We start from the raw sequence: 23,380 nt of genomic DNA on the forward strand, positions 1-23,380 counted from the left end.
CTGCCCAACCCTGAGATCGCCGCCGATTCGTCCATAACCGTCGCCACCACCAAAGCCACGTGGCCCGCCTGCTCACCGAACTCGACGCCCGCGACCGGGCCTACCTCGTAATCACCGTCTATGAGACCGGCCTGGTCAGGGCTTCTCGGCATCTTGCCTGCGGCGACGGCCGGTGGTCGACTGCGCCGGTCTCCAAGACGTCGAACACCACGTAGTGGCAGGGGTTCGAGAGCGCCGGCGGGTGCGGCGGCGGCCAGCTGCAGGACGGCGCCTGTGGCCAGCGCGCCGCCACGGCGAGCAGCCAGGTTCGTGAGCCGAATGACCGGTGGGTCGGTTCGGGGCTGTGTCGCGGAATGGTGAGGAGGGTGTTCGCCTGCTCAGACGGAATGGTGGTCGTTCGGCGATGTGCCGTGGCGGCGACGATGTCCGCAGAGGGTGATCGGCGTGCGAGACGGCGAGCTGCGGGGGCGCTTTCGGCGGTGACGCGGGCGGAGGTCTCCACGCCGATTGGTGCTCGCGTGTCGCCTCCTCGTCGGGCTGGCCTCGGCGGTGAGCCCTGACTGCCGGGGCGCAACGTGAACGGCTCCGGAACCGATGCGGCTACTCCCGGGGCCGTTCGCAATGCCGTTACCCCGACAGCACCAGCGGACTCAGAGGACGTGTTCAGCGCTCTTGTGAGAGCCAGGGGCGTCCCGTCGCGGCGCCATCTCGCGCGAGCAGTTGCGTTACGACGGCGGTCAGGAGCGTCCGGTCGGCCGGCCGCACCTCCTCGAGCAGCGTCTCCAGCCGGCTGATCACGTCCTGATGTGCTTCTTCGGCGAGCCGGGCGCCCTGATCGGTCAGCGCGATCCGGCAGGCTCGCCGGTCGGCGGGGTCGGGGCGGCGTGCGATGAGGTCGCGGCGCTCGACCCGGTCGACCAGTCCGCTGACGCCGGATCTCTCCAGGTTCAGCAGACGGCGCAACTCGGTCATCCCGAGGGGGCCGTCGACCAGCAGGCACAGCAGGTGGGTCTGCTGCGGGGTCAGGCCGTGGTCGCGGCTGACGTCGGCGAACACGTGCTGCACGAGGTGCGACAGCCGCACCAGGGCAGCGGCCGTCCCGAGTCGCGCGCCGGCCTCCGCGGTCGTGGTCATGGGCACCTCCGGCCTCCGATGGTAGTTGACATTTGTTCGCAGTGCGCACTACTTTCGTTCGCGTCACGAACAGTCCGCATTGCGAACAAGTTGCCGTCCGCGGACGCCGCGGGCCGGAGCCGCGGCACGGCGGACGCGCTCGCCGGCCGTCGCAGCGGCGCCGGTCTCCCCCGGAAAGGAAGAGCTGATGGGCGTGTTCCGAGAATCCAAGGGCGTCGTCTCGCGCCAGGGGCAGGCGCAACGCCCCGCCGGAACCTACGAGGACCAGTACAGCCGGCACGGCTTCGCCGGCGACCAGGCGATGCTGTACCGGCGGCACCCGGCGACCGCCTGGACCCGCATCGAGGGCGACTTCAGGAACACGGTCGCGGACGTCAGGGAGCTGGAGCTTCCCGACGCGACCGATCCGCGGGCACTGCCGACCAAGCTGATGTACAACGACGACGTCGCGGTCTACGCCTCGCGGCGATCCGAGCCGATGCCGTTCTACTACCGCAACGCCGACGGCGACGATCTGATCTTCGTGCAGCGCGGCACCGGACGGCTCACGACGGACTTCGGCCCCCTCGACTTCCAAGCCGGCGACTACCTCGCCGTCCCCAAGGGGATCACCTACCGCCTGGAGCCCGACAGCCGGGACAACATCTTCTACGTCGTCCAGACGACCGGGCCTCTCGGTTTTCCCGAACGCGGGCTGCTCGGCCAGTACGTGCCGTTCGACTACGGCGTCCTGCGGACCCCCGAACCGCGTCCGGCCGAGGACGCGGACGGCGGGGAAGGCGGGGAATGGGAGGTCGTCGTCAAGCGGGGCGACCGGCTCAGTTCGATCTTCTACCCGTTCGACCCGTTCGACGTCGTGGGCTGGCAGGGCAGCACGGCCCCGTTCAAGCTCAGCATGTACGACATCCGGTCCATTTCGGCGGAGCGGCTGGACATCCCGCCCAGCGGTTACACCACGTTCACCGCTCCCGGCTGCCTGATCTGCACGTTCACGCCGCGTCCGATGCAGAGCGACCCCGACTCCTCGTTCGTGCCGCCGTACCACCGCAACGTCGACTACGACGAGATCGCGTTCGTGGTGGGGACGGAAGGCGAGCAGGCCGGCGCGGGCCCGCGCGACGGGACCCTCTATCTCAACCCGCAGGGCGCCCACCACGGCCCCGATGCCAATCCCTTCAGCAGCGCCGAGCGGCCCGAGCGGTTCACCACGTACCTGCTCAACATCGACGTGGAGCGCCCTTTGACGATCACTTCCGCCTACGAATCGCACGCCCGGGACCAGCAGGAGCAGGCATGACGTCCGGCACCGGCACCCGAGAAGGAGGAACACGCGCAATGACCAGGACCGTGAAGGCGGCCGCGAGCCTCGTGGGCTCATTGTGGTGGGAGGTCGCCGACAGCCTGGGGCGGGTCCTGCCGTCCGAGGGCGTCCGGCTCGACATCGACTGGTCCCGCTACGACCATCTGAACGTGCGGGCCGTCGCCGCCGGCGAATGCGAGATCGGCGTGACCATGCCGCCGTTCGTGGACTGGGCCGTCCGCGGCCGGGGACCGCTCGCCGACCTGGACGCCGGGCACCTGCGGGTCATCGCCGCGGTCAACCTCTCCACCTGGCTGGTGGCCGCGGTCGACGCGGAGTCCGGCGTCCGGACGCTGCGGGAGATCGGTGAGAAGAGGTTCCCCTGGAAGCCGATCACACCGCCCGGCGACCAGCTGCTGCGGGCGTGGGGCGAACGCGTCCTGGAACTGCACGGCTTCTCCACGCGGGCGCTGCGGGACTGGGGAGGCGATGACCCGCCGCCCTATGCGAGGGACCTCAGGCACGAGCCCGCCGAGGACGGCCTGCCCGCCCAGTGGATCGCGGACCGGGCCTCGGGGCCGCTGAGCGGTTACACCCACTACCAGCTGGAGAACGGCCTGGCCAATGGCGTGTTCATGTTCGTCAACCTCGCCTCGCCGTGGACGAACGTGCTGGCCAACGTCCGCACGATGAACTTCCTCGACCTGGAGGACGATGCGCTGCGGGCGGTGGCGGAGGAGTTCGGGGCCCAGCTCGTCCCCATCCCGGAGCGGCTGTATCCGGGCGTCGACAGGACCATCCCCACCATCGGCTGGCGGCACCAGTACGTGTACGGGCGCGAGGACACCGACCCGGAACTGGTCCGCGCGATCCTGAAGGCCCTCGAACGTCCCGAGTTCCTCGACAACGCCATGGGCATCTCCTACACGGCGGTCGAACCGGACCTGGTGCCCGGCGTCGAACTGCACCCCGCCGCCCTCGACTGGTACCGGGACCGGCGGAAGTGAGCACGATCCGAGGGCAGCGCGTCGGCTTCGGCGCGACCTACGGCCTCGAACCCTTCGACCCCGCCCGGCTGGCCGACGATGTCCGCCGCGCCGAGGCGCTGGGGTACGACCTGTTCTGCCTCAGCGACCACCTGAACACCGGCCATCCGACCCTGGAGACCTGGACCGCGCTGACATGGGCGGCCGCGGCCACCGAGCGCATCGAGGTCATGACCAACGTGCTCGGGCTGCCCTACCGTCACCCGGCGGTCACCGCGAAGATGGCCGAGACCCTCGACCGGCTCTCGGGAGGGCGGCTCGTGCTCGGCCTGGGCACCGGCGGCTACGACCGCGAGTTCTCCGCGTTCGGGCTGGCGGAGCGCACCCCGGGGCAGAAGGTCGCCGCGCTCGGCGAGGCTCTGGAGATCGTCCGCGGGCTGTGGCGTGAGCCCGATGTGTCCTTCAGCGGCGACCACTTCCACCTCGACGGGGCGCGCATCGAGCCCAGGCCGTCCCATCACATCCCGATCTGGCTGGGCTCCTACGGCCCGCGGGCGCTCCGGCTGACCGGCCGCACCGCCGACGGCTGGATCCCCTCCCTGACGCGGTTGAGCCTGGACGAGGCGGTGGCGATGCGGGACACCGTGCTGGACGCGGCCCGGGCCGCGGGCCGCGACCCCGACGAGATCACCTGCGCCGCCAACATCGTCGTCGCCTTCGGCAGTCCGGACCCGCCACCACCCGCGGAGATCACCGGCGGTGCCGAGGCGATCGCCGAGCGGGTCACCGCGATCGTCGAAGCCGGCTTCACCTTCGTCAACGCGATGTTCCGCGACGCCGAGGCCCGCGAGCGTTTCGCGATCGAGGTGATCCCGCTGGTCCGCCAAGCCACCGCCCGCTGAACCAGGACGCGGCCGGACCGGGCCGTCCGCCCGGTCCGGCCGCCCGACGAGAGGAGCCACCGATGACGTCCACCACCGCAGCGATCGGCACCGTGGTGCGCGCCGGCCGGGCGCTGGCCGCCGCGGGACTGACCGACATGGTGTGGGGACACGCCGCCGTCCGCGACCCGGAAGGACGCGGAGTGTGGATGAAAGCCGCCGGCTGGGGCTTCGAGGAGGCCGACGCCGACCGCGTCGTCCTGGTGGCAGGGGACGGCGAGGTCCTCGAAGGCGACGGCCCGCGGCACATCGAGTACCCGATCCACACCGAGATCATGGCCGCGCGCGAGGACGTCGGCTGCGTCGTCCACACGCACGCGCCCGCGCTCAGCGCCTTCGCCTCGTTGGACGAGCCGATACGGCCGATCTCCCATGACGGGGTGCTGTTCTGCGACCCCCAGGTTCCGCGGTTCACCCGCACGGGCGCCCTGATCACCGACGCCGCACTCGGCCGGGCCCTGGCCGACGCGCTGGGCGACGGCATCGCGTGCCTGCTCCCGCAGCACGGCGCCGTCACAGCCGGCCCCGACGCCGCCACCGCCGTCATGTACGCGGTCCTGCTCGAACGCGCATGCCGGACCCAGCTGATGGCCCTGGCGGCGGGCGGTCCACGCGTGTGGTCCGACGAATCGGAGACCGCCTTCAAACGAGACCAGGTATGGAACCCCGCCCAGCGCAACGCCGGCTGGCACTACCTCGTCCGACGAGCGGCCGCGGCACACCACGCACCTTCGACATGACCGGAGCCACCATGCAGATCACACATTTCGGGCACGCTTGCGTCCTGCTGGACTTCGGTGACCGGGACAGGGTCCTCATCGACCCCGGCTCCTACTCCACCGGTTTCGAGACCGTCCGCGACCTCGCCGCCGTCCTGGTCACCCACGAGCACCCGGACCATCTCGACCTCGACCGGCTGCCGCGGCTCCTGCGCGACAACCCGCGCGCCCGATTGATCGTCGACCCCGGCAGCGCGCAGCGCCTCGCGCAAGCCGGCATCGACCACCACACCGCCGCCCCTGGACAGACCCTCGACCACGGCACCCCGATCGAGGTGCTCGGCGGCGACCACGCAGTGATCCACCCCGACCTCCCGGCCGTCGCCAACAACGGATACCTCTTCCAGGACCTGGTCCTGCACCCGGGCGACGCCTTCGACGCCCCGTCCGGCGACGTCAAGCTCCTGCTGCTTCCCACAGGGGGACCCTGGATGAAACCGAGCGACGGCATCGACTTCATGCGCGCCCTCGAACCCGAACTCGTCGTACCGATCCACCAGGCAGGTCTCGCGCCGGTCCACCGGCAACTGCACTACCAGCTCTTCCAGGCCCTTGCCCCAAAGCGAACCCAGATCGAGATCCTGGAACACGGGACCTCCTTCACCTGCTGAACTCCAGCCCCCTCCGTCACCCCGGCCGTCACGTTCAGCGGCCGGCTCCCCGCCCGGCGCCGAAAGGCTCCTGCACACCCGACGTGGTCGCCGCTGATTCCTCACCAAGTGAGGCCATGTGTGGCCTAAACGCCATCACGCGCTTTGCGCGTCTTGACTCCAGGATCGCCACTCCGGAGTCTGGCCTGTACGGGGTGGGTTTCGCGCCACGCGCAGTATCTCGCCCGCGATGCAGCCGTCCGTGCGGCTGAGTGGCTAGCCCCTCCAGGAGGTGGCCATGGAGTTGTCCGTCGAGATGCTGCGCGCGCTCGTCGACGACGGCGGTCTCGCCGAGCTGTCGCGGTGGGAGGCGCCGGTCGATCCCACGTTCTGCATCGGGGCGATGACACCACCGGTTGCGCCTGTGACTTCCCCGCGGCGGCGGCCGCGGGGAAGTCACCTCGTGAGATGAGGGTGATGTGACGGGGACGGGGCGATGATCAGGGCGCTGGTGGCGCGACCGGCGGACCACCTGCTGCTGGGGGTGGAATGGTCCGGCATGACCGTCACCGACGGAGGGGCGGCGCTGGTGGCCGACCCGGGCGGCGGAATTCTCACGCTCTGGTTTCCGCCACAGCACCTGGCCGAGGAGACGATCGCCGAGACCGCCGGGGCCGCCGGGCGGCGGCGGGCGCGGCTGTCCGGCTCGAGCGCGCTGCGGTTCGTCGTGCCGGCCGGGAACAGGGTCGAACTCACCGTGGAAGGCCTGGTCCGGGCCGCCGGTGAGCTCGCCGTCGACGCCGCTAGCGTGGTCGAGCTGCCGTGGCGGCTCAAGGTACGCCCCCAGGCCCACGGCGGACACCCGCTGCGGGCAGGCCACCCTGTCGGCGCGATCCCGGATGAGACCAACCCGCTGTGGCGCACCCGGTTGCACGCCTCCGAGCCCGGCTCGGAGGTGGAGCTCGTGGTGGTGGACGAGACGGCGGCGGGCATCGGCGATCCTCCGGACTTCGTGCCGGCGCTCGACCGGTTCGCCCGGCAGTCCCTCGCCGACCTGACGCGCAGGGCGCCGGCGCGGTCGAGCCTGTTCGAGCTGAGCGCGCTCGGGGGCTCCCTCGTCGCCTCCGGACGCTGGCCGGAGGCGGAATGGGACCACAGCGCCGCACTCGGCCGGGACATGTCCGTCCGTTTCCTCGCCCGCGGCTACCTCTACCCGTTCGGGCACCGGGCCGTCTACGAGAAGTCGGTGGTGCGCGCCTTCGACGCGGCCGAGCAGGTCGCGGTGCTGCGCCACGCGTACCAGCTCACAATCGTCGAGCCGGTACGCGGCCGGTCCGAGGACCTGGCCATCCGCCGCCGGTTCCCCTTCGACGAGGTGGAGATCTCCCGAACCGTCTTCACCGAGCTGGAGCATCCCGACTGGCAGAGCTTCGATGCCGGGGACGGCCAACACAGGGACACGTACTTCCGGCCCATGGCCTCGGCCGGGCGGCCCCTCCTGTTCCCGGTGGTGTGCCACGCGCCGAACGGCCCCGTCCGGCTCGAGGTCCCGCTCGTGTTCGTCGCGGACCGGTCGCTGGACACCGCGGCGACCTCGCGGCTCGCCAAGGACCTCGAGAGGTTCTACGGCCGGGTCACGGTCGCGATCCCGCCCACCCCGCTCGACCTCGTCCGGGCGCCCGAGGCCGCACCGGCGGACGTCCACCTGGTCCGCGGCTTCACGCTCGGCGGCCGGTTCGGCCGTGCCGATCCGGGGGCCGTCCTCGAGGAGCTGGAGGTGACGCTGCCGGCGCTGGGACGGCTGCTGGACCAGGCCGACGCCTACCACCCGTTCCGGTACACCGACGCCTTCGCCGAGCAGGGCGAGTCGGCGTACGCGATGCTGGAGCTCGCCGCAGGCGAGGCGATACCGATCGGCTTCGCGGGGCGGGCGGAGCGTTCCGGCGGGCTGGCGGCGCTGGCGTACCGGTTCAACGCGATCTCCCGGGACTACGGCCCCGTCAAGGCCGCCGCGGGCGCCCTGGTGTCCTCCCCTGCCGACCTGTTCGACGTCGGGGCCGGCCTGCTCGGCTACCCGCTGCGCGAGATCATCGAACGGATCGACGTGCCCCCGATGATCACCGCGGAGATGCGGCCGGGCCGCGGCCCCGTCGTCACGATGAGCTGGTCACAGCCGGGCGCCGTCGCGTTCCGGAAGAACCTCCCGGGATTCGTCGCCAAGGACACCACCCGCTTCGAGCTGAACGTGGTCGTGTCCGACACCGGCACAAGCGTCACCAGCACCCTGCATGACTTCGGGCTGCGGCTGCCCACGTCCGACCCGCTGCTCGAGCTGTCGTTCGCGAAGGTGACGTACGTCCGGCGGACCGGGCCCGAGCCGCCGGGGCAGGGCACGGCTCCCGACGGGCTCACCGTCGAAGGGCTCGGGGCGAAGCTGCTGGGCGGCCTGAAGCTGCTCGAGGAGCTGGGCGACAACGTCGGGATCGGCGGCGCAGGACCGAAGATCACACCGTCCACCAGCGGGGTCGCGGTCGACTACGCGCTGCCGCTGCCCGCCGTGACATGCGGCGCCTTCGTGATGCGCAACATGCTGTTCAGGGCCGGCGTCGAGGTGTCCTTCACCGGCGCACCACCCGAGGTCGTGCTCGCTTTCTCCAGCCGGACGAACCCGTTCGTGCTGACCGTGATGGCGTTCGGCGGTGGCGGCTACCTGGAGCTCGCCGCCGACCAGAACGGGCTGCGGCGGCTGGAGGCGGCGCTGGAGTTCGGGGCGCTGGTGGCCGTCGAGTTCTACGTCGCGCGCGGCGAGGCCCACATCCTCGGCGGGGTGCGGTTCGTCTGGGACTCCGGCGAACTGGAGGTCAGCGGCTACCTGCGGATCGGCGGCACCCTGGACGTGCTGGGGCTGGTCTCGGTGTCGGTGGAGCTGAGGCTGGAGCTGACATACCGGTCGGCGACGAACGACCTGGTGGGCCGCGCCACCGTGATCCTCGAGATCGAGGTCCTGTTCTGGTCCGAGCGTGTGGAACTGGACAGCGGCGAATGGCGCCTGGTCGGCGGGGACGCGCCGGCACCGGCCCGGCCCGCGGCCTTCGCGGCCCTCACCGCCGACGGCGACCACGACCCGGGGCTGGAGAACTGGCGGCGGTACCGCAGCCGCTTCGCGCCCGCGCCTTCGGAGGAGGAGCCGTGAGCGGCGTCCCCCCGGTCGCCGAGTTCGACCTGCCGTTCGCCCCGGACCGGCTGTTCTGGACGGACGACGATCACCTGCTGGCCGCTCGTACCGGCACCGCGGATCCCCCGCTGAAGCTGTCGGTGCCCGGTGGGCAGGCTCAGCCCGCGTGGGGAGAGGATCCGAGCGGCCTGCCCCGCGGCACCCTCACCGCGATCACGGTCCAGGCCGCGTACGGGGTCTGCGCGTACGCCGAACGGATGCAGGTTCCGCACGACACCGAGCCGTTCCAGCGGCTGGTGGGGCTGAACGTGCACACCGGTGAACGGTTCTGGCAGCGGCAGTACCAGGGCGCGAGGGACCTCGCCTTCGGCGACGTCGGAGATCCGTTCCTGTTGGCGTGGACCGATGACGGGTTCCTCGCCTACGCGATGGAGCCGGGCGATCCCGCAGGGTGGAGCCGGTCCGTGTCGCCGTTGCTGAGCCAGCCGTGGTGCCTGGGACCCGACGGCTCGCCCTCGTCGCTCGCGTACGGCTCGCCGCCCTCGATCGTCGACTGCGCCACCGGCGAGCCGCGGCCTTCGAAGCAGACGCGCCTCCTCCGCGGCGAGTGCCAACAGCTGAAGTGGGCCGCCGGCGCGATCCTCCTCGCGGTGGGCGAGTACTTCTGGTTGGACGGGGCGGCCGGTGAACCCGGCACCTCCGGCTGGATCATGGAGTTCGAGGGCGACGGGTACGTCGAGTTCCGGCTCCCGGCCGGCGACTCGGTCGGCTACCACGACATCGCCACCAGTCCGTCTGGGAAGTCGGTGGCCTACGCCTCGGGCTCCGAGCTCACGGTCCGGACGCTGCCCGGGCTGGCCCCGTCGGAGGATTTCCGTACGCTGCGGCTGGCCCCGGCAACGGGCAGGCCACGCTGCGTCCGATACAGCCCCGACGGCGGGCTGCTGGCCGTGAACGCCACCCCGTCCGGCCCAGGGGTGACGCTGCTCGAGGCCGGCACCGGCGCCTGCCTTTGGCGGCATGACGGCGAGGACTGCCGGATCGAGTTCAGCACCTCCGGCGCCCGGATCGCCCTGTACGGCGGCAACCGGGTCACCTGCTACGACATCGACAGCGTCGCGGCGGCCGCGTGGACCCTCCGGCAGCGATGGGAGCGGCGCGGCACCCCGAACCGGATGGTGCTCGCCGCGATCCCGGACTCCCAAGCGCCGGAGCGGGAACGGACCTGGATCGGCGTGGTCGGCGCGAGCGAAGCGGCCGGCGGCTTCGAGTACTTCCGCAGGCTCGACGACGCCACGCCCCTGTACAAGAGCGAGCCGGACGCGCGGGTGCTCGGCCTGGCCGTGAGCCCGGGCGGGGACCACTGCGCGGTGTGGCTGGCCGACACGAGACTCGTGGCCCGTACGTTGCTCGGCACGCCGTTGCAGTCCTGGCCGCGGCAGCCCTCCGCCGCCACCCGGGTCCCGCGCGACGCGGCGTTCATCGACGCCCGGCGGCTCGTCGACGTACGCGGCGACACGTGGTTGCGGTTCTACGACGTCGACGAGGAGGACCCGACGAGCGTGCAGTTCGACGAACCGCTCGAGCGGGTCGCGGTGCTTCCGGCCGAACCGCCCGACGACGCGGTGATCGCGGTAGCGAGCCGGAGCCGCTGCCGCCTGCTGCGCCACGACGGCGGGCAGATCACCGGGAAGCCGATCGACGTCGACGGCAAGATCACGTCTCTGGCGTTCGCCTCGCCCGGCGGAGGGAGCGCCAAGCTGGTGATCACCAGCAGCAACGCCGACGCCGCGCTGGTGCTCGTGGACACCCGTACCGGCCTCACCGAGACGGTCCCCCATCCCACGGAGATCGACCAGGTCGTGGTGAGCCCGGACGGCCGGCTGCTCGCGACCGCGGCGGGCAACGACGTGCGGGTGGCCTCGGTCTCCTCCCCCGGTGACGCGCACACGGCGTGGCGGCTGCCGTACCCGGTCACCCGGCCGGCGTTCTATCCGAAGGGACGCGCCCTGCTCGTGGCGACCGAGCAGCCGTACCTGTACATGTTCGACCTTGACGGCGAGGCGGTCGGGCGCGGGGATCGCGACGACGCGGACGCGTTCTGGTGGGGTCCGGCGGCCGGCGTTCCCCACGACCTGGGGTTCACCGCCGACGGCAAGGTGCTCGCCATCGCCTGCGAGGACGGAGTCCATTTCTACCGAGGCCGGAGCGATGAGTGACCTGGTGCTGATCGCGGTCCCGAACCGCCTGCTCGACCCGGCCGACGTGCCCGGCCACGAGATCGGCCGGCCCGCCGTGCTGCGGGTCGTCGTGGTCCCCAGGCTCGACGGCGACTCCCTGACGGCCGAAGGGCTGGACGGGTGGCCGCAAGTCCTGCTCGACGACCTGGACTTCCGGCTGTACGTCAAGAATCCCGCAGGCGTACAGGCGGCACGGTTCCGCCCGGTGCTGTACGACGCCGTGGCCGACCAGGACGTCTGGGACGCCGTGTTCCGGGGCGACGCGGCCAGGCTGTTCGCGGGCCTGCGTGAGCCGGACAGGGCCGTGGTGACGCCCCGGTACGGCGACGCCCAGCGGATCGGCCTGACGTACAGCGAGGCGAGCGAGGTGCTGGCCGAGCCCGACGGCACACCGGACCTGGCGCGATATCTACAGCCGTGGGCCGCCGTCCCTCCGCCGGAACCGCCGCGGGACTCGCCGCTGCTGGACTCCGCCATGGACTTCCGGCGCACGTTCGGGCTGATCCGCGAGCATCCGGAGGTGCTGCGTGACCTCGGGCTGGTATTCGAGCTGCTGATCGACGCCGACGAGCTGGACGGCGGCGATCGGCTGTCGGTGCGCGCCTCCAGCACCGACCTCGTGCTCACCTCGCCGTGGACGTGGTACGAGCTCGCCACGGACGGCTTCTGGCCGGGCGCCGACCCCGAACGGGCCGGCGACATACGGCGGGGGGTCGTCGACCTGTCGCACGCACCGCGGATCGACCTGGTGGACGAGACACGCGGCACACCACCGTGGGCGATCGCGACCTTCGACGTGGACGGCGGGGTGATCGGACTGCGGGCGGCCGCGCGGCTGCTCGCCTCCGGCACCGGCAGCGATCCGTCCGGGCCCTCCACGCCGAACGGGCCGGGCGCGCAGCTGCCCGCGCTGCGGTCGGCCGGGCTGATGCTGATCCGTCCTGACCGGCAACGCGAGTTCGAAGACCGACTCGACCGGGCCTCCCTGCGCGCCCGCAACCGCGTCCACGCCACCGACGGCAACGCTGAGGACGAGCTGGACGCCACCGAGCTGGTGCTCGGCTACCGAGTGGACGTGTTCGACGCCGACGACGCCCAGTGGCGGTCGCTATGCGCACGTGAGGCCGTCTACTCGGTGCTCGACGCGGCGGGCGACCGTATCGAGATCGGGACCGGGCGGGGCCGCCGGGAGGAGGGCCACGTCAAGCACCTGGCCGCCGTACGAGGCGAGGACGGCGTGGCACGCGCGGACGAGATCGTGGTGCGGTGGGACGGCTGGAGCCTCGCGGTGCCGCCTCCCGAACTCGCCCACCGTCCCGACCGGACCTGGCAGGCCGCCGCCCCGCGCATGGCCGCCCCGTACAACCTGGACTGGAGCTTCGACGTGCCGGAGGGAGCGCTCCCCCGGCTCCGTTTCGGCCGGCGCTACCGCCTGCGCGTACGGGTGGCGGACATCGCGGGCGGCGGCCCTGATCTGGACGCCGTCGCCGACGACCGCGCAAGCGACGAGATCGCCTACCGCCGGGCCGAGCCGGTGGCGCCGCCCCGTCTGTACGTGGACTCCGCACCGCTGCCCGGCGCGGCCGTCGACCGCCTGGTGATCCGCAGCGACCAGGGCATGACCGCGGAGGAGTTCGCCGCCGCCGAACCCCGCTACGCCGCACGGGACGCATGCACGCTGCATCCCCCGGCGGCCGCGTTCGCGCTGATCGAGCAGCACGGCGTCCTCGACTCGATGACCGATGCCGAGAGTTGGCGGCTCGCCGCGCAGGCGTTGCGCGTCGAACCCGGCGACCAGCCCGCGCTCTCTCTGCCGGACCCGGCGGCGGCCGGCGTGGCCGCGTACGCCGGCGGGCCGTGGTCGGCGGCGGACTGGCGCCCCTGGCCGGGCAGCGACGCCAAGACCGTCGTGGTCGGTGACCACGTGCCCGAGAGCACCCCGGTCGCGCTCAGCTGGGAGAACGGCGATCGGCTGCGGATCGACCTGGCTCCCGGAGAGAGCGCCGACGTGGAGCTCTCCTCCACGATCACCCCGGATCTCCTCCCGCACTTCGCCGTCCACGAGTGGCTCGGGCCGCGCGCCGCCGCCGGCGGTGTCACCAGCGGGAACGCGCTCCGGGGGCGGCACCCGTTGCTCTCGCCCCCGGTGACCGTGCACGCCGTGCACGCCGTACGCCGGCCCAGGATCGCCCCGGTATGGCGCGAGCTGCAGGCGACTCGTGGCGAGGGCGACACGGCGGCCATCGTCACGGCGGAGTTCGCCGAGAACGGGCTGCACACCGCCAGCACGGGCAGGGTCGAGGTCGCCGCCGCCTGGGAGGAATGGTCGGATGACACCGTACGGCCCATGACCGCAGGCCACGTCCACGACCAGGACGTGGACCGTGACCAGGCGCCGCGACTGCGCTTCGCGCACCAGTTCGGTGACACCCGGCATCGCGATGTCACCTACACCGCGAAGGCGGTGAGCCGCTACCGGCCGTACTTCGCCCCGGAGGACCCGCCGGAGGTGTTCGAGCTGATGGGCGAGCCGCGCACCGTGGTGGTGCCGTCGTCCGCCCGGCCGCCGAAACCCGAGGTGCTTGCGGTGCTGCCCGGTTTCCGTTGGTCGGCGCAGACCGGGCCGGACCGGATCGTACGCCGCCGCTCCGGCAACCGGTTGGTGGTCGAGCTGGCCCGCCCCTGGTACGCGACCGGTGCGGGCGAGTGCCTGGGCGTGGTCGCGTCCGAGAGCCCCGGAGATGCCGCGCAATCGGTCACCGAGCTGGCCGGAGACCCCGTCTACGCGTCGCCGCGCGTCGGCCGGTACCCGGGGGCCGAGTGGTTCGGCGGCGAGGCCCGTTCGCTGCGGCTGCCCGGGGGTGAGCTGACCGCATCGGTGATCGCGTGCCCGGTCGCCCTCGAGGGCGACGCGTGGCGCGCCGAGGTGGTGCTGACCCCGCCCGCCGACATGCGCGCCTACCGGCCCTTCGTACGGCTGGCCGTGGCCCGCTACCAGCCGTACAGCCTGCCGGCGCTGGAACTGTCGCCGGTGGTCACGACGGAGCGGGTGCCGCTCCTGCCCGATCGGGAGATCGTCGTCGAGCGCGCCGGGGCACGGCTGCTCGTACGGGTGCACGGCGTCGGGCCGCAGCCGCCGAACCGGGTCGAGGTCGGCATCGACGAGGCCCCGGACGGCGGCCCGGCACCGGAGCTGATCGCGGTCGACCCCGCCGCCGACCCCGGCCTGCCCGCGTGGCGCCCGCTGCCGGCGTTCACGCGGACCGGTGACGCGTCCGGCACGCCGATCGAGCTGCCGCTCCCGCCCGGAGGCCGGCCGCTGCGGCTGCGGGTGCGGGAGGTCGAGGACCTGACTCCGCTCGGCGATCTCGCGGCCCCGGCGGAGGGTCTCGGCGCGCAGCCGCCGGAGCTGACCGAACGCACGGTGTTGATCGACCACATCCCGATCCCGGGCGGATGGCTGCCGGAAGGGGACGACCATGGGTGAGCTGGAGATCTCGGTGTACACCGGCGGACTGGGCCAGACCCCGCCGATCGACGTGAACGTCGCCGACGACGGATCGGGGAATCTGCGGGGCACGATCACCTTCGTCATCCACAACACGGGCACGAACGCCGTCACCGCGACCTTCGACGTCCTCCCGGACGAGGGGACCCCGGCTTCGTGGTTCCGGGTCGAGACCGACCAGTTCACGGTGCCCGCGAACGCGTACGTCCAAGCCGCCGTGCAGATCACCATGCCGGCCGAGGGCGGGTACGAGCGCCACCACCTGCGGGGACGCGTGCGATCACCTGGCCTCCCACCGGCCGTCAGCGAACAGGGCCGCTTCTCCCGGCCGCTCCCGCCGGGATGGGGAGCGACGTCATATCCGGATACCTACCTCGACCTCTCCGGCGGCGGCCGCGAAATCCTGTTCAAGTTCCGTGGTCCTGGCATGGACGCGTCCCTGCGCTTCAACATCGGAGCACCGGACCCGGAATCGGCCGGCTGGTTCAGCGTGCAGCCGGCGAAAGACAGTCCCGGGCCTTTTGGGCTACCGCCCCCTTGGGACGGGAGTTTCACCTGGCGTGTGGTCGTCGACGCCGACGCGCTCATCGCCTCGGGGCGGCGCGGGGTGTGGCTCCAACCATGGGTGGAAATCGAGTACTTCCCTCCCATCTCGGAAGGGGATACCTCCATCCCAGAACCTCAATGGAGGCCGTGCGGGTACTGGTTCGGCTACGGCGTAGAGGTCGGCGGCTGACGAACACGTCGTAGGCAGGATGCTCGCGAAACAACACCGAGGTGCGAGCCGTCTGGACGCCTGGCGTGGCCGCCTCAGAACTTGGCCGGGAGTACGACGACCAGGATCTGGTAGCCGAGTCCGTCCGGGACCGAGGTGTCCGGCAGTGAGATGCTCTCGATGACGGTCCCGCCGAGCCGTTGGACGATCTGCTCCATCTTCGGCAGCGTGAACGCGTTCGTGGCGATCGTGAGGCGCGCGCCGGACGCCGCGATCCGGCGTATCTCGCTCTCTCCGCGAGGCGTGATGGGCGCGGACCGCAGTGCGATGTCCGTGACCGTGTCGCGTGGAATGGTGTCGGTCAGCGGGCGAGGTGGTCCGCCGACGACTCCGGGGTCGGTGACGAAATCCTCGAAGCCCTGGTACTGGGTCTCCCCTTCGCCGCCGATGTTCACCTTCCGCCCGAGGCCCGGGTTGATCGGCGTGGCGATGTGGTCGACCAGCCGCCCGCCGGCGTCCCTCGGGCACGTGCTGTGGTCGTGGGGGGACCCTTCATGGGTCAAGGAGACGAATATGCTGCCCACGGCGGGCGGCGGTCTGTTCTCGAACGCCACGAGCTCATTGTCCAGCGCGGCGATCGTCTTCTTGCCGACGATGTTGTCCGGCGTCGTCTGGCCGGGGCCGAGGATGTTGCGCGGTGGTCCTTTGAAGGCCAGTACGGTCCGCGCCGTCGTCTGGCCGTAGAGCGCCCCTTCGATCTCGTCAGGAGCGATCACGCCGGCGCCCAACGTGACGAGCGCGGCCTGGATCTTGGAGACGTGGTCGCCCCTGGCGCCGGGTGTGACGTGGCCGGCGTCGGACACCAGGCAATTCTGCAGCGCCGCGTCGTCGCGGAAGAGTTTCGACGTAAGAGGCATTGACCCTCCTTGCCGCAGGCCCCGCCGCGCGGCGCATGCGTCCCCCAGGATGGTCGACCGCAATGCCGCAGAGACACGGTCGGATGCGATCAGCAAAGCACGGGGCAAGACCTCCTGCTAGAGGCACGGCCGGGTATGGACACCGGCCGCCGTCACACAATGTTCTCACTCGCCCGGACCGGCGGCGGATTTCTCCTCGGCCGTTCACTCAGAAACACGTCTCTCCCTCTTCGCTGCCCCGGATCCGCACCGGCCGACCAAAGGTCATGAGGCGGGCGAGCGCCTGCACCCGGATGTCGCCGCGCATGGTTCGCACCACCAGCTCGGTGCCCGGTCCGGAGCTCCAACGCTGGGTGGTCCCGGCTCCGAACCTGACCTCGCCATCGCTGAGGGCCATCGGACCGTCCGCGAACGGCCGCAGCCCCTTGCCGATCACGCCATAGTACGGCGGATCCTCGCCCTCCTCGGCCGTGCCGTTCCAGCCGATCCAGGTGAAGCCCCCCTGCCGGCCCAAGCGTCCCTTCCCGAAGCGGCTGATCCGCACCGCGTGCGCGCCTTCCGGCAGGTCACCGTTGCGGTCGTCCTGGCGGGTCAGCGCCAGTACCCGTCCGGTCAGCGGATCACCGCGCCCCGGCTCGCTGTAGACGACCAGGCGGTCGCCGGCCGGCGGCGTCGGCCGCAACGACTCCAGGAACAACCCGGGCGGTCTGTCCGGCGCCAGCACGAACGGCGCCGCCTCGGCCGACACCAACGGCACCGGCGTCGCATCGCGCGGAGCATCGCCGCACCCGGCCGGAGCGATGGCGAGCAGGACGGCGACGAGGACCCGGGCGGTCTCTCGTCGCCGTCGCCAGAGCATGGTCGGCATGCTGACACAGATCGGACCTACGCCGGCGCCCCAATGGCCGACCCCAGGGCGTCGCCCGCCGACGATCGGTCACTTAGCACGCGTACCGTGTCAGCTCGTCCAGGTGGCGCGCGACGATCAGTTTCGCCCGGTCGGGCGTGAGGGCGTCGGGCCGCATGGCGATGTGCACCGCGAGGCCGTCGAGCAGCGCGTGAAGGCGGTCGGTCTCGAGTTCCACGTCAAGACCCGTCACCTCTCCGGCCAGCCCCTCGACCAGCCGGCGGCACCCGCCCCGCAGGACGTCGTAGCCCTGGTCATGGACGGCCCGCAGTTCGGGATCCACCTGCGCGCGCGCCGTGAAGGCCAGCCACACCTCGTTCTCGGCGGCACGTTCCGCGTCGAGCGGCAGCAGTTCCAGCAGGACGCGCTCGGCGCGGCGGCGCGGATCGGGTTCTGGCGGCAGCGCCGCGATCCGCGCCTCGATCCGTTCGATGACCGCACGCAGGGTGAAGGACAGCAGTTCCGACTGGGACGCGAAGTAGTGCCGCAGCGACCCCATCGACAGGCCGGCCTCCTGCGCCACGTTGCGGACCGAGGCCGCCGACAGCCCCTCGCGGCGGACGACCCGCCACACCGCCTCCACCACATCGGCCCTGCGCCGTTCGGGATCCACCTTCGCCATCTCCCCTTTCTAGCACAGCCGTGCTACTTTGTGATTAGCACGACTGTGCTACTCGAAGGAGGAAGAGCATGGCTCGTCTCCCCGCGGGCTCGCGCCCCGTCCGCATCACGCTCGCCATCACCGCCGCCGTCACCGCGTCGGCCGGCGCCGCCCTCACCACCGGGGGCGTGCTCCAGGCGAACTCCGGCGGCCGCTTCGGCACCGCCGAGCACCGCTTCACCACACCGACCGCAGCCCTGAAGACCGACGAGATCGACGTCGGCTCGGACACGGCCCGTCCGGCGGATCCCGATCCCGACGTGGGGGAACTGGCACAGGTCAGGATCGTGGTGCGGCCCGCCGACCCGCGCACCCGGCTGTTCGTCGGCATCGGACCGAAGCGGGAGGTCGAGGCCTACCTGCGCACCGTCGCGCACGACGAGTTCGCGTCCGCGGACCTCTCTCCGTTCCGGGCGACCTTCACCCGGCACCCGGGCGCCGCCCGCGCGGCATCCGCGCCCGCGCGCCAGCCGTTCTGGGTAGCGGCGTCCTCAGGACCAGGCGTCCGGACGCTGAACTGGAACAAGACACACGGAACGTGGTCCGTCGCAGTGATGCGCCTGGACGGCTCCCCCGGCATCGACGTCCGCGCCTCCGTCGGCCTCCGCTTCGGCTTCCTCCTTCCGACTGGCCTGTCCCTCCTCGCCGCAGGAGCAGTGATGCTCCTCTACATCCCGCTCTCCCGCCGCACGCCGCACCAGCCGTCCGGCAAGCCGACCGCGAACGCCCCTGCCACCCCCGCCCGCCCGAGGCACGACACCCACAACAACCTGTGAGGCGGGGGCGCGGGGGCGCGAATCCGATCAGTCGACCAGGGCGCCGGCGGAGATGTTCACCTGCGTCGACGTCATCGTGGCGGCGTGGTCGGACACCAGGAACGCGGCGATGCGGCTCACGTCCGCGAGCGTGGTGGCGCGCTTGAGGAGGGTCGCGTCGACCATCTGCTGCTTGACCGGGGCCATCTCCGGGCCGTCCGGCATGGACTCGGCGACGCCCCCGGTCTTCATCGACAGGACGCGGACCGAGTGCGGCCCGAGCTCGCACGCCCACTGCCGCCGCATCGCCTCGACCATCTCGCAGCCGACCTGGACGTTGCCGAGACCGGGCGAGCGGTTCCCGCTGTCGGAGCCGCCGAAGTGCAGGATCACGCCCGAGCCCTGCTTGACCATGTGGCGGGCGGCGGCCTGGGTGGTCAGCATGAGGGTGCGGGCGATCTTCTCCAGGGACCGGGCGAAGGCGTCGGCCGGCAGCTCCATCAGGGGACCGAACAGCGTCTCGTGGGAGATGACGTTGACCGAGATGTCGACGCTGCCGGTGGTCTCCACGACGGAGTCGACCCAGCCGTTGACGGCGTCGCCGTCCAGGGCGTCGACGCGGGCCGTCTCGGCAAGGCCGCCGGCGGCCCGGATGTCCTCGGCGACCGCGTCGAGCGTCGCCGGGGTGCGGCCGGCGAGGAAGACACGCGCGCCCTCGGCGGCGAAGCCGCGCGCCATGGCGCCGCCGATCGATCCGCCGCCGCCGTAGATGACCGCGGTCTTGTTCTCCAGAAGCATGGCCGTTCTCCGTCCGTCCGAGGTGTTCGGTGGTGATGGCGTCGACCGTAGGAGCGCGGCCGGACGGCCCGCATCGGTCACCGGACGGGAGTTGAACGGCGCAGGTCAGAAGGCGGATGAGCGATCGGAACACGGTCTCGCGCCTAGGGTGCCGTACGGGTGCGGAGGAGCGGCTAAGTCACGTGTCCGATACCAGGCGGGGCAGTTCCAAGCGGCGGGTGACGCCGATCTTCGGATACGCCTTGTAGAGGTGGTGCCCGACCGTGCGGGGGCTCAGGTAGAGCCGCGCGCCGATCTCCCGGTTGCTGAGCCCGGCGGCGGCGAGCCGCACGACCTGCAGTTCCTGCGGGGTGAGCCGCTTCAGCGGGTCGGTGTCCTCGGCGCTGGCCGCCGGACGGTCGCCGAGGACCTCCAGCTCGGCACGGGCCCGTCCGGCCCAGGCGGGGGCGCCGAGCCGGGCGAACGCGTTCCGGGCGGCGGTCAGCTCGGTGCGCGCCTCGGTGCGGCGGCGCCGGCGGCGCAGCCATTCGCCGTAGAGCAGCCTGGTCCGCGCGGCATCGTAGGCCCGGTCCCCGTGCAGGCCGAGTGCGGAGCGGTAGTGCCCGTCCGCCTCGTCGCCCTCGGCCAGGAGGGCGCGGCACCGGGCGATCAGGGCCGTGCAGGACGTGGCCGCGGCCCATGCCTCGAACGCGGGCAGATGGGCGCGGGCCAGGTCCCGGCGCCCGGCCCTCACCGCGGCCTCCGCGTGGTCGGGGACGGCGCGGATCAGCACGTCGTACCGGGCCGGGCCGGAGCACACCGCGTCCAGCCGCTCCAGGGCCTCGCCGGCGTGCCCTTCGGCGAGATCGAGCAGGCCGAGGCCCCAGGACGCCAGCGCCGCGTTGGTCGGGTGCACGTCGGCATGGCCGAGGACGTCCGGCGCCAGGGCGCGGCTGCGCTCCGGATCCGACTCCAGCCGGACCGCGATGCACTTCACCGCGGTGACCTGCATGTCCATGCCGATGTCGGCGGCCAGCGACAGGCCCTCGGCCGTCGCCGCGTCCGCGCCGTGCAGGTCGCCGAGCAGCACCCGCCCGATCGCGAGCGCCTCGGAGATGTACGGCAGCCAGCCGAGCGCGCCCTCGGCCCTGGCCTCGGCGGCCATGCGCTCCAGCAGCTCCGTCGCGGCCCGGTCGTCCGCTACGAGCAGGCCCATGAAACCGCCGATGAGGCGTTCGACGACGTCCTCGATCTCGCCCGCCCGGGCGGCCTCGAACAGCGCCCGCATCGGCCGGACGGCGTCGGGCGCGTCGTCCACCAGCCGCCGCCCGTAGGCGATCAGGGCGCCCGCCACCGGCGCCTTCGCCGAATCGGCGGGCGGCCTCACCTTCGTCAGCAGCTCGACGCTCCGGCGCACGAGACCGTGCGCGCCCGCGTCCCGTGCGGACCAGACCGCCTCCGTCAGCATGGACACCGCCTGGTCGGGATCGCTTTCCACGATCAGCGCCGCGCCCTGCAGCGCGAGTTCCGCGTCGGCGGCGGGCGACGTGCGCTCGTAGGCGACCTGGGCGCGGATGAACGTCGCCTCCGCGACGACCCCGTCGTCCCCGGTGAGGTGCTCGGCCTCGGCGGCCAGCCGGGTGGCCTGGTCGGGGCGGCCCGCGTCGTAGGAGGCCCGCGCCGCGTGCACGAGCCGGCGGGCCTTGCCCTCCGGCTCGGTGCTGAGCCGCGCGGCGCGCTCGTAGGCGGCGGCGACCGCGGCCGTTCCGCCGCGCCGCCCGGCGCGGTGCGCGACCCGCTCCAGCTCGGCGGCGACCTCCTCGTCCGGGCCGGTGGCGGCCGCCGCTCGGTGCCAGGCGCGCCGGTCGGCGTGCTCGTCGCCGGTCAATACCCGGGCCAAGGCGTCATGGACGGCGGTCCGCCGGTGGTGCGCGGCCTCCTGGTAGGTGACGGCGCGGATGAGCGGATGCCGGAACCGCACCTCCTCCCCGTCGAGGACGACGAGCCCGGCCTCCTCGGCGGGTTCGAGGTCGGCGGGGACGAGCCCCAGCGCGTCCCCGGCGCGCAGGACGACGCCCAGGTCGGCGGTGCCGTCGGCGGCGACCACCAGGAGCAGCCGGCGGGTGGCGTCCGGCAGCTCGGCCAGCCGCCGCCGGAAGCTCTCCTGGACCTTGCCGCCGACCGGCAGCGGCCCGGCGTGCCGGGCGGGCCGCGACTTGAGGGCGTGCGCCAGCTCGATGAGGGCGAGCGGGTTGCCGGCCGCCTCGTCCAGCAGCCGCTCCCGAACCGGGACGGTCAGCTCCGGCGCGTGCGCCGCCACGAGGTCGCGCGCGGCGGCCCGGTCCAGGCCGGCCAGCCGGACGACGTCGAGCCCGCGGTCGGGGAAAGGACGGACGCCGTCCCGCACCGTGAAGACCATGGAGATCGGATCGGCGCCGAGCCGGCGGGCGGCGAAGAGCAGCGCGTCCAGCGAGGCGTTGTCGAGCCACTGCGCGTCGTCCACCAGGCAGAGCAGCGGGCGGTCGGCGGCCAGCTCGGACAGCAGGGTGAGGGTGGCGGCGCCGATCAGGAAGCGGTCGCCGGCGGGCCCGGAGCCGAGTCCGAACGCCGATCGCAGCGCCGCCGCCTGCTGCGCCGGCAGCGCGTCGAACCGGTCGGTGAAGGGGTGCAGCATCAGGTGCAGCCCGCCGAAGGCCAGCTCGCTCTCCGACTCGACGCCGGCCCCGCGGATGAGCCGCATGTCCCCGGCGTCGGCCGCGACCTGCTCCAGTAGGGAGGTCTTGCCGATCCCCGCCTCGCCCTGGATCACCACCGTGCCGCTGCGCCCGGAACGCGCGGCACGGAGCAGCCCGGCAAGGTGGTCCCTCTCACGATCCCGCCCCATGAGCACGCGAGAACAGTACAACCCGGGCACGCCGCCGAGGACGCCATGACGGGAGCCACCGGATGCTAGGCGAAGCGCCGACATCCGAGCGCCGAGCGGGAGGGGCTCCTCAAAAGTTAGAACGCGTTCTTGTTTATGGCGGCGGTGTCGAGCAGGCTACGTCGCATGGATCTGAACGCCCTGGAGGACATCCGTCAGGTGAAGTACCGCTACCTGCGCTGCCTCGACCTGAAGGACTGGAACGGGTTCGCCGACACCCTCACCGAGGACGCCATAGGCGCCTACGGGACCCGCGCGGTCGGCGGGCCGCTGCGCCTGGAAGGCCGCGATGCCATCGTCGACTACATGCGCACCAACCTCGGCCCCGAGATCACCACGGTGCACTTCGCGGGCCAACCCGAGATCCGGGTCGACGGCGACACCGCCGAGGGCACCTGGTGCCTGGAGGACACCGTCATCGCCAAGGCGTTCCGGGTGCTGATCCGCGGATCCGCCTTCTACGAGGAGACATATCGGCGCTGCGCGGACGGCGGATGGCGCATCAGCGGCATCGGCTATGAACGGACCTACGAATACTCGGTATCACTCGATGATGTGCCCAGTTTCAGGCTCCTGGCGGACCGCTGGGCGCCCCCGCCCCCACAGCCGGGAACCTGACCAACGCCGCCTACATCTTGAGGAGCGCGGCCGGCGATGGGCATCGCGTGAGTCAGGCCTTGGCGCGCTGCTCCTTGAGGCGGAGTTCCTCCTTGCGGACTTCGGCCTGCACGGCTTGCTCGCGTTCCAACCACTCGGGCCTTTCGGCCTTGAGGTTCTCGATCTCGGCCGTGGTGAGAGGGCCCGTGATGCCGGCGCGGGCCAGGCCTGAGACGGAGACGCGGAGCTTGGCGGCGACGACCTGGCGGGGGTGGGGACCCTCGCGACGCAGATTCGCCAGCCAAGAGGGCGGGTCGGCCTGGAGCGCGTTCAATTCGTCCCGGGAGACAGGACCTTCCTGGAACTCGGCGGGTGCTGCCGACAGCAGGATCCCCAGCTTCTTGGCCGCTGTCGCGGGCTTCATGGTCTGCGGGGTCTTTGCTTTGGACGTGCCCATGCCCTCAAGCGTAGCCAG

At 72.1% G+C, this 23,380-nt stretch carries 20 protein-coding genes; 13 read left to right on the forward strand and 7 right to left on the reverse strand.

Going from position 1 to position 23,380, the window contains the following annotated elements; genetic code table 11:
- Positions 1–59 precede the first annotated feature (59 nt).
- Positions 60–215, forward strand: coding sequence for a hypothetical protein (locus tag ABT299_RS00075; protein WP_500249206.1), 156 nt, complete (start codon positions 60–62; stop codon positions 213–215).
- A 448-nt stretch (positions 216–663) separates the two neighbouring features.
- Here ABT299_RS00075 and ABT299_RS00080 read toward each other — a convergent pair whose 3' ends face one another.
- Positions 664–1,134: a MarR family winged helix-turn-helix transcriptional regulator gene (locus ABT299_RS00080; protein WP_500249207.1), complete on the reverse strand. Its 471-nt coding sequence runs from the start codon at positions 1,132–1,134 to the stop codon at positions 664–666.
- Positions 1,135–1,321: 187 nt separating this feature from the next.
- On the opposite strand from ABT299_RS00080, the gene ABT299_RS00085 reads away from it, so the two are divergent.
- The 10 genes from ABT299_RS00085 to ABT299_RS00130 all read left to right on the forward strand — a co-directional run bounded on the left by ABT299_RS00085 (position 1,322) and on the right by ABT299_RS00130 (position 15,389).
- Positions 1,322–2,431 carry a homogentisate 1,2-dioxygenase gene (locus tag ABT299_RS00085; protein WP_500249208.1) on the forward strand — a complete coding sequence of 370 codons (1,110 nt, stop codon included), beginning with the start codon at positions 1,322–1,324 and terminating at the stop codon, positions 2,429–2,431.
- A 38-nt stretch (positions 2,432–2,469) separates the two neighbouring features.
- Complete coding sequence (locus tag ABT299_RS00090; protein ID WP_500249209.1) at positions 2,470–3,441, forward strand: TAXI family TRAP transporter solute-binding subunit; 972 nt, start codon at positions 2,470–2,472, stop codon at positions 3,439–3,441.
- Positions 3,438–4,322 (forward strand): LLM class flavin-dependent oxidoreductase, encoded by an 885-nt coding sequence (locus ABT299_RS00095; RefSeq protein ID WP_500249210.1) that lies wholly within the window; start codon positions 3,438–3,440, stop codon positions 4,320–4,322. The genes ABT299_RS00090 and ABT299_RS00095 overlap by 4 nt, the downstream gene beginning before the upstream one ends.
- 62 nt (positions 4,323–4,384) lie before the next feature.
- Positions 4,385–5,101 (forward strand): class II aldolase/adducin family protein, encoded by a 717-nt coding sequence (locus ABT299_RS00100; RefSeq protein WP_500249211.1) that lies wholly within the window; start codon positions 4,385–4,387, stop codon positions 5,099–5,101.
- A gap of 11 nt (positions 5,102–5,112) precedes the next feature.
- The gene (locus ABT299_RS00105; protein WP_500249212.1) at positions 5,113–5,751 is read left to right on the forward strand and encodes an MBL fold metallo-hydrolase; all 639 of its coding nucleotides are present in this window, start codon (positions 5,113–5,115) and stop codon (positions 5,749–5,751) included.
- Between the two features lie 277 nt (positions 5,752–6,028).
- Positions 6,029–6,202 carry a hypothetical protein gene (locus tag ABT299_RS00110; protein WP_500249213.1) on the forward strand — a complete coding sequence of 58 codons (174 nt, stop codon included), beginning with the start codon at positions 6,029–6,031 and terminating at the stop codon, positions 6,200–6,202.
- 24 nt (positions 6,203–6,226) lie between these two features.
- Positions 6,227–8,923 carry a hypothetical protein gene (locus tag ABT299_RS00115; protein WP_500249214.1) on the forward strand — a complete coding sequence of 899 codons (2,697 nt, stop codon included), beginning with the start codon at positions 6,227–6,229 and terminating at the stop codon, positions 8,921–8,923.
- Entirely contained in the window at positions 8,920–11,124 is a 2,205-nt protein-coding gene (locus ABT299_RS00120) for a WD40 repeat domain-containing protein (protein WP_500249215.1), read from the forward strand. Before ABT299_RS00115 ends, ABT299_RS00120 begins: the two co-directional genes overlap by 4 nt.
- On the forward strand, positions 11,117–14,632 hold the full coding sequence (locus tag ABT299_RS00125) for a hypothetical protein (protein ID WP_500249216.1): 3,516 nt from the start codon (positions 11,117–11,119) through the stop codon (positions 14,630–14,632). The genes ABT299_RS00120 and ABT299_RS00125 overlap by 8 nt, the downstream gene beginning before the upstream one ends.
- Entirely contained in the window at positions 14,625–15,389 is a 765-nt protein-coding gene (locus tag ABT299_RS00130; protein ID WP_500249217.1) for a hypothetical protein, read from the forward strand. Before ABT299_RS00125 ends, ABT299_RS00130 begins: the two co-directional genes overlap by 8 nt.
- 74 nt (positions 15,390–15,463) lie before the next feature.
- Here the strand turns inward: ABT299_RS00130 and ABT299_RS00135 are convergent, their stop codons facing one another.
- From ABT299_RS00135 to ABT299_RS00145, 3 genes are all read right to left on the reverse strand, one after another.
- Positions 15,464–16,285 carry a hypothetical protein gene (locus ABT299_RS00135; RefSeq protein WP_500249218.1) on the reverse strand — a complete coding sequence of 274 codons (822 nt, stop codon included), beginning with the start codon at positions 16,283–16,285 and terminating at the stop codon, positions 15,464–15,466.
- Positions 16,286–16,493: 208 nt separating this feature from the next.
- Positions 16,494–17,144, reverse strand: a complete 651-nt coding sequence (locus ABT299_RS00140; protein WP_500249219.1) for a hypothetical protein — start codon at positions 17,142–17,144, stop codon at positions 16,494–16,496.
- 82 nt (positions 17,145–17,226) lie between these two features.
- Complete coding sequence (locus ABT299_RS00145; RefSeq protein WP_500249220.1) at positions 17,227–17,814, reverse strand: TetR/AcrR family transcriptional regulator; 588 nt, start codon at positions 17,812–17,814, stop codon at positions 17,227–17,229.
- A gap of 68 nt (positions 17,815–17,882) precedes the next feature.
- On the opposite strand from ABT299_RS00145, the gene ABT299_RS00150 reads away from it, so the two are divergent.
- On the forward strand, positions 17,883–18,629 hold the full coding sequence (locus tag ABT299_RS00150; RefSeq protein WP_500249221.1) for a hypothetical protein: 747 nt from the start codon (positions 17,883–17,885) through the stop codon (positions 18,627–18,629).
- A 27-nt stretch (positions 18,630–18,656) separates the two neighbouring features.
- On the opposite strand, the gene ABT299_RS00155 is transcribed toward ABT299_RS00150, so the two are convergent.
- Both ABT299_RS00155 and ABT299_RS00160 read right to left on the reverse strand, forming a co-directional pair.
- Entirely contained in the window at positions 18,657–19,406 is a 750-nt protein-coding gene (locus ABT299_RS00155; RefSeq protein WP_500249222.1) for an SDR family NAD(P)-dependent oxidoreductase, read from the reverse strand.
- Positions 19,407–19,584: 178 nt separating this feature from the next.
- On the reverse strand, positions 19,585–22,269 hold the full coding sequence (locus tag ABT299_RS00160) for an ATP-binding protein (RefSeq protein WP_500249408.1): 2,685 nt from the start codon (positions 22,267–22,269) through the stop codon (positions 19,585–19,587).
- A 165-nt stretch (positions 22,270–22,434) separates the two neighbouring features.
- Between ABT299_RS00160 and ABT299_RS00165 the strand changes: the two genes are divergently transcribed.
- Positions 22,435–22,926 carry a nuclear transport factor 2 family protein gene (locus ABT299_RS00165; protein WP_190852038.1) on the forward strand — a complete coding sequence of 164 codons (492 nt, stop codon included), beginning with the start codon at positions 22,435–22,437 and terminating at the stop codon, positions 22,924–22,926.
- A 52-nt stretch (positions 22,927–22,978) separates the two neighbouring features.
- Here ABT299_RS00165 and ABT299_RS00170 read toward each other — a convergent pair whose 3' ends face one another.
- Positions 22,979–23,362: a DUF5997 family protein gene (locus tag ABT299_RS00170; RefSeq protein ID WP_190852036.1), complete on the reverse strand. Its 384-nt coding sequence runs from the start codon at positions 23,360–23,362 to the stop codon at positions 22,979–22,981.
- Positions 23,363–23,380: the final 18 nt, after the last annotated feature.

Origin of the sequence: Spirillospora sp. NPDC000708, from assembly GCF_040299565.1 — a bacterium.
GTDB lineage: Bacteria > Actinomycetota > Actinomycetes > Streptosporangiales > Streptosporangiaceae > Spirillospora.

Coding starts and splice junctions, on each gene's coding strand:
- ABT299_RS00170 (WP_190852036.1), bottom strand. CDS start 23,362: ATGGGCACGTCCAAAGCAAAGACCCCGCAGACCATGAAGCCCGCGACA.
- ABT299_RS00155 (WP_500249222.1), bottom strand. CDS start 19,406: ATGCTTCTGGAGAACAAGACCGCGGTCATCTACGGCGGCGGCGGATCG.
- ABT299_RS00165 (WP_190852038.1), top strand. CDS start 22,435: ATGGATCTGAACGCCCTGGAGGACATCCGTCAGGTGAAGTACCGCTAC.
- ABT299_RS00130 (WP_500249217.1), top strand. CDS start 14,625: ATGGGTGAGCTGGAGATCTCGGTGTACACCGGCGGACTGGGCCAGACC.
- ABT299_RS00100 (WP_500249211.1), top strand. CDS start 4,385: ATGACGTCCACCACCGCAGCGATCGGCACCGTGGTGCGCGCCGGCCGG.
- ABT299_RS00160 (WP_500249408.1), bottom strand. CDS start 22,269: ATGGGGCGGGATCGTGAGAGGGACCACCTTGCCGGGCTGCTCCGTGCC.
- ABT299_RS00105 (WP_500249212.1), top strand. CDS start 5,113: ATGCAGATCACACATTTCGGGCACGCTTGCGTCCTGCTGGACTTCGGT.
- ABT299_RS00150 (WP_500249221.1), top strand. CDS start 17,883: ATGGCTCGTCTCCCCGCGGGCTCGCGCCCCGTCCGCATCACGCTCGCC.
- ABT299_RS00140 (WP_500249219.1), bottom strand. CDS start 17,144: ATGCTCTGGCGACGGCGACGAGAGACCGCCCGGGTCCTCGTCGCCGTC.
- ABT299_RS00125 (WP_500249216.1), top strand. CDS start 11,117: ATGAGTGACCTGGTGCTGATCGCGGTCCCGAACCGCCTGCTCGACCCG.
- ABT299_RS00090 (WP_500249209.1), top strand. CDS start 2,470: ATGACCAGGACCGTGAAGGCGGCCGCGAGCCTCGTGGGCTCATTGTGG.
- ABT299_RS00110 (WP_500249213.1), top strand. CDS start 6,029: ATGGAGTTGTCCGTCGAGATGCTGCGCGCGCTCGTCGACGACGGCGGT.
- ABT299_RS00115 (WP_500249214.1), top strand. CDS start 6,227: ATGATCAGGGCGCTGGTGGCGCGACCGGCGGACCACCTGCTGCTGGGG.
- ABT299_RS00145 (WP_500249220.1), bottom strand. CDS start 17,814: ATGGCGAAGGTGGATCCCGAACGGCGCAGGGCCGATGTGGTGGAGGCG.
- ABT299_RS00135 (WP_500249218.1), bottom strand. CDS start 16,285: ATGCCTCTTACGTCGAAACTCTTCCGCGACGACGCGGCGCTGCAGAAT.
- ABT299_RS00080 (WP_500249207.1), bottom strand. CDS start 1,134: ATGACCACGACCGCGGAGGCCGGCGCGCGACTCGGGACGGCCGCTGCC.
- ABT299_RS00085 (WP_500249208.1), top strand. CDS start 1,322: ATGGGCGTGTTCCGAGAATCCAAGGGCGTCGTCTCGCGCCAGGGGCAG.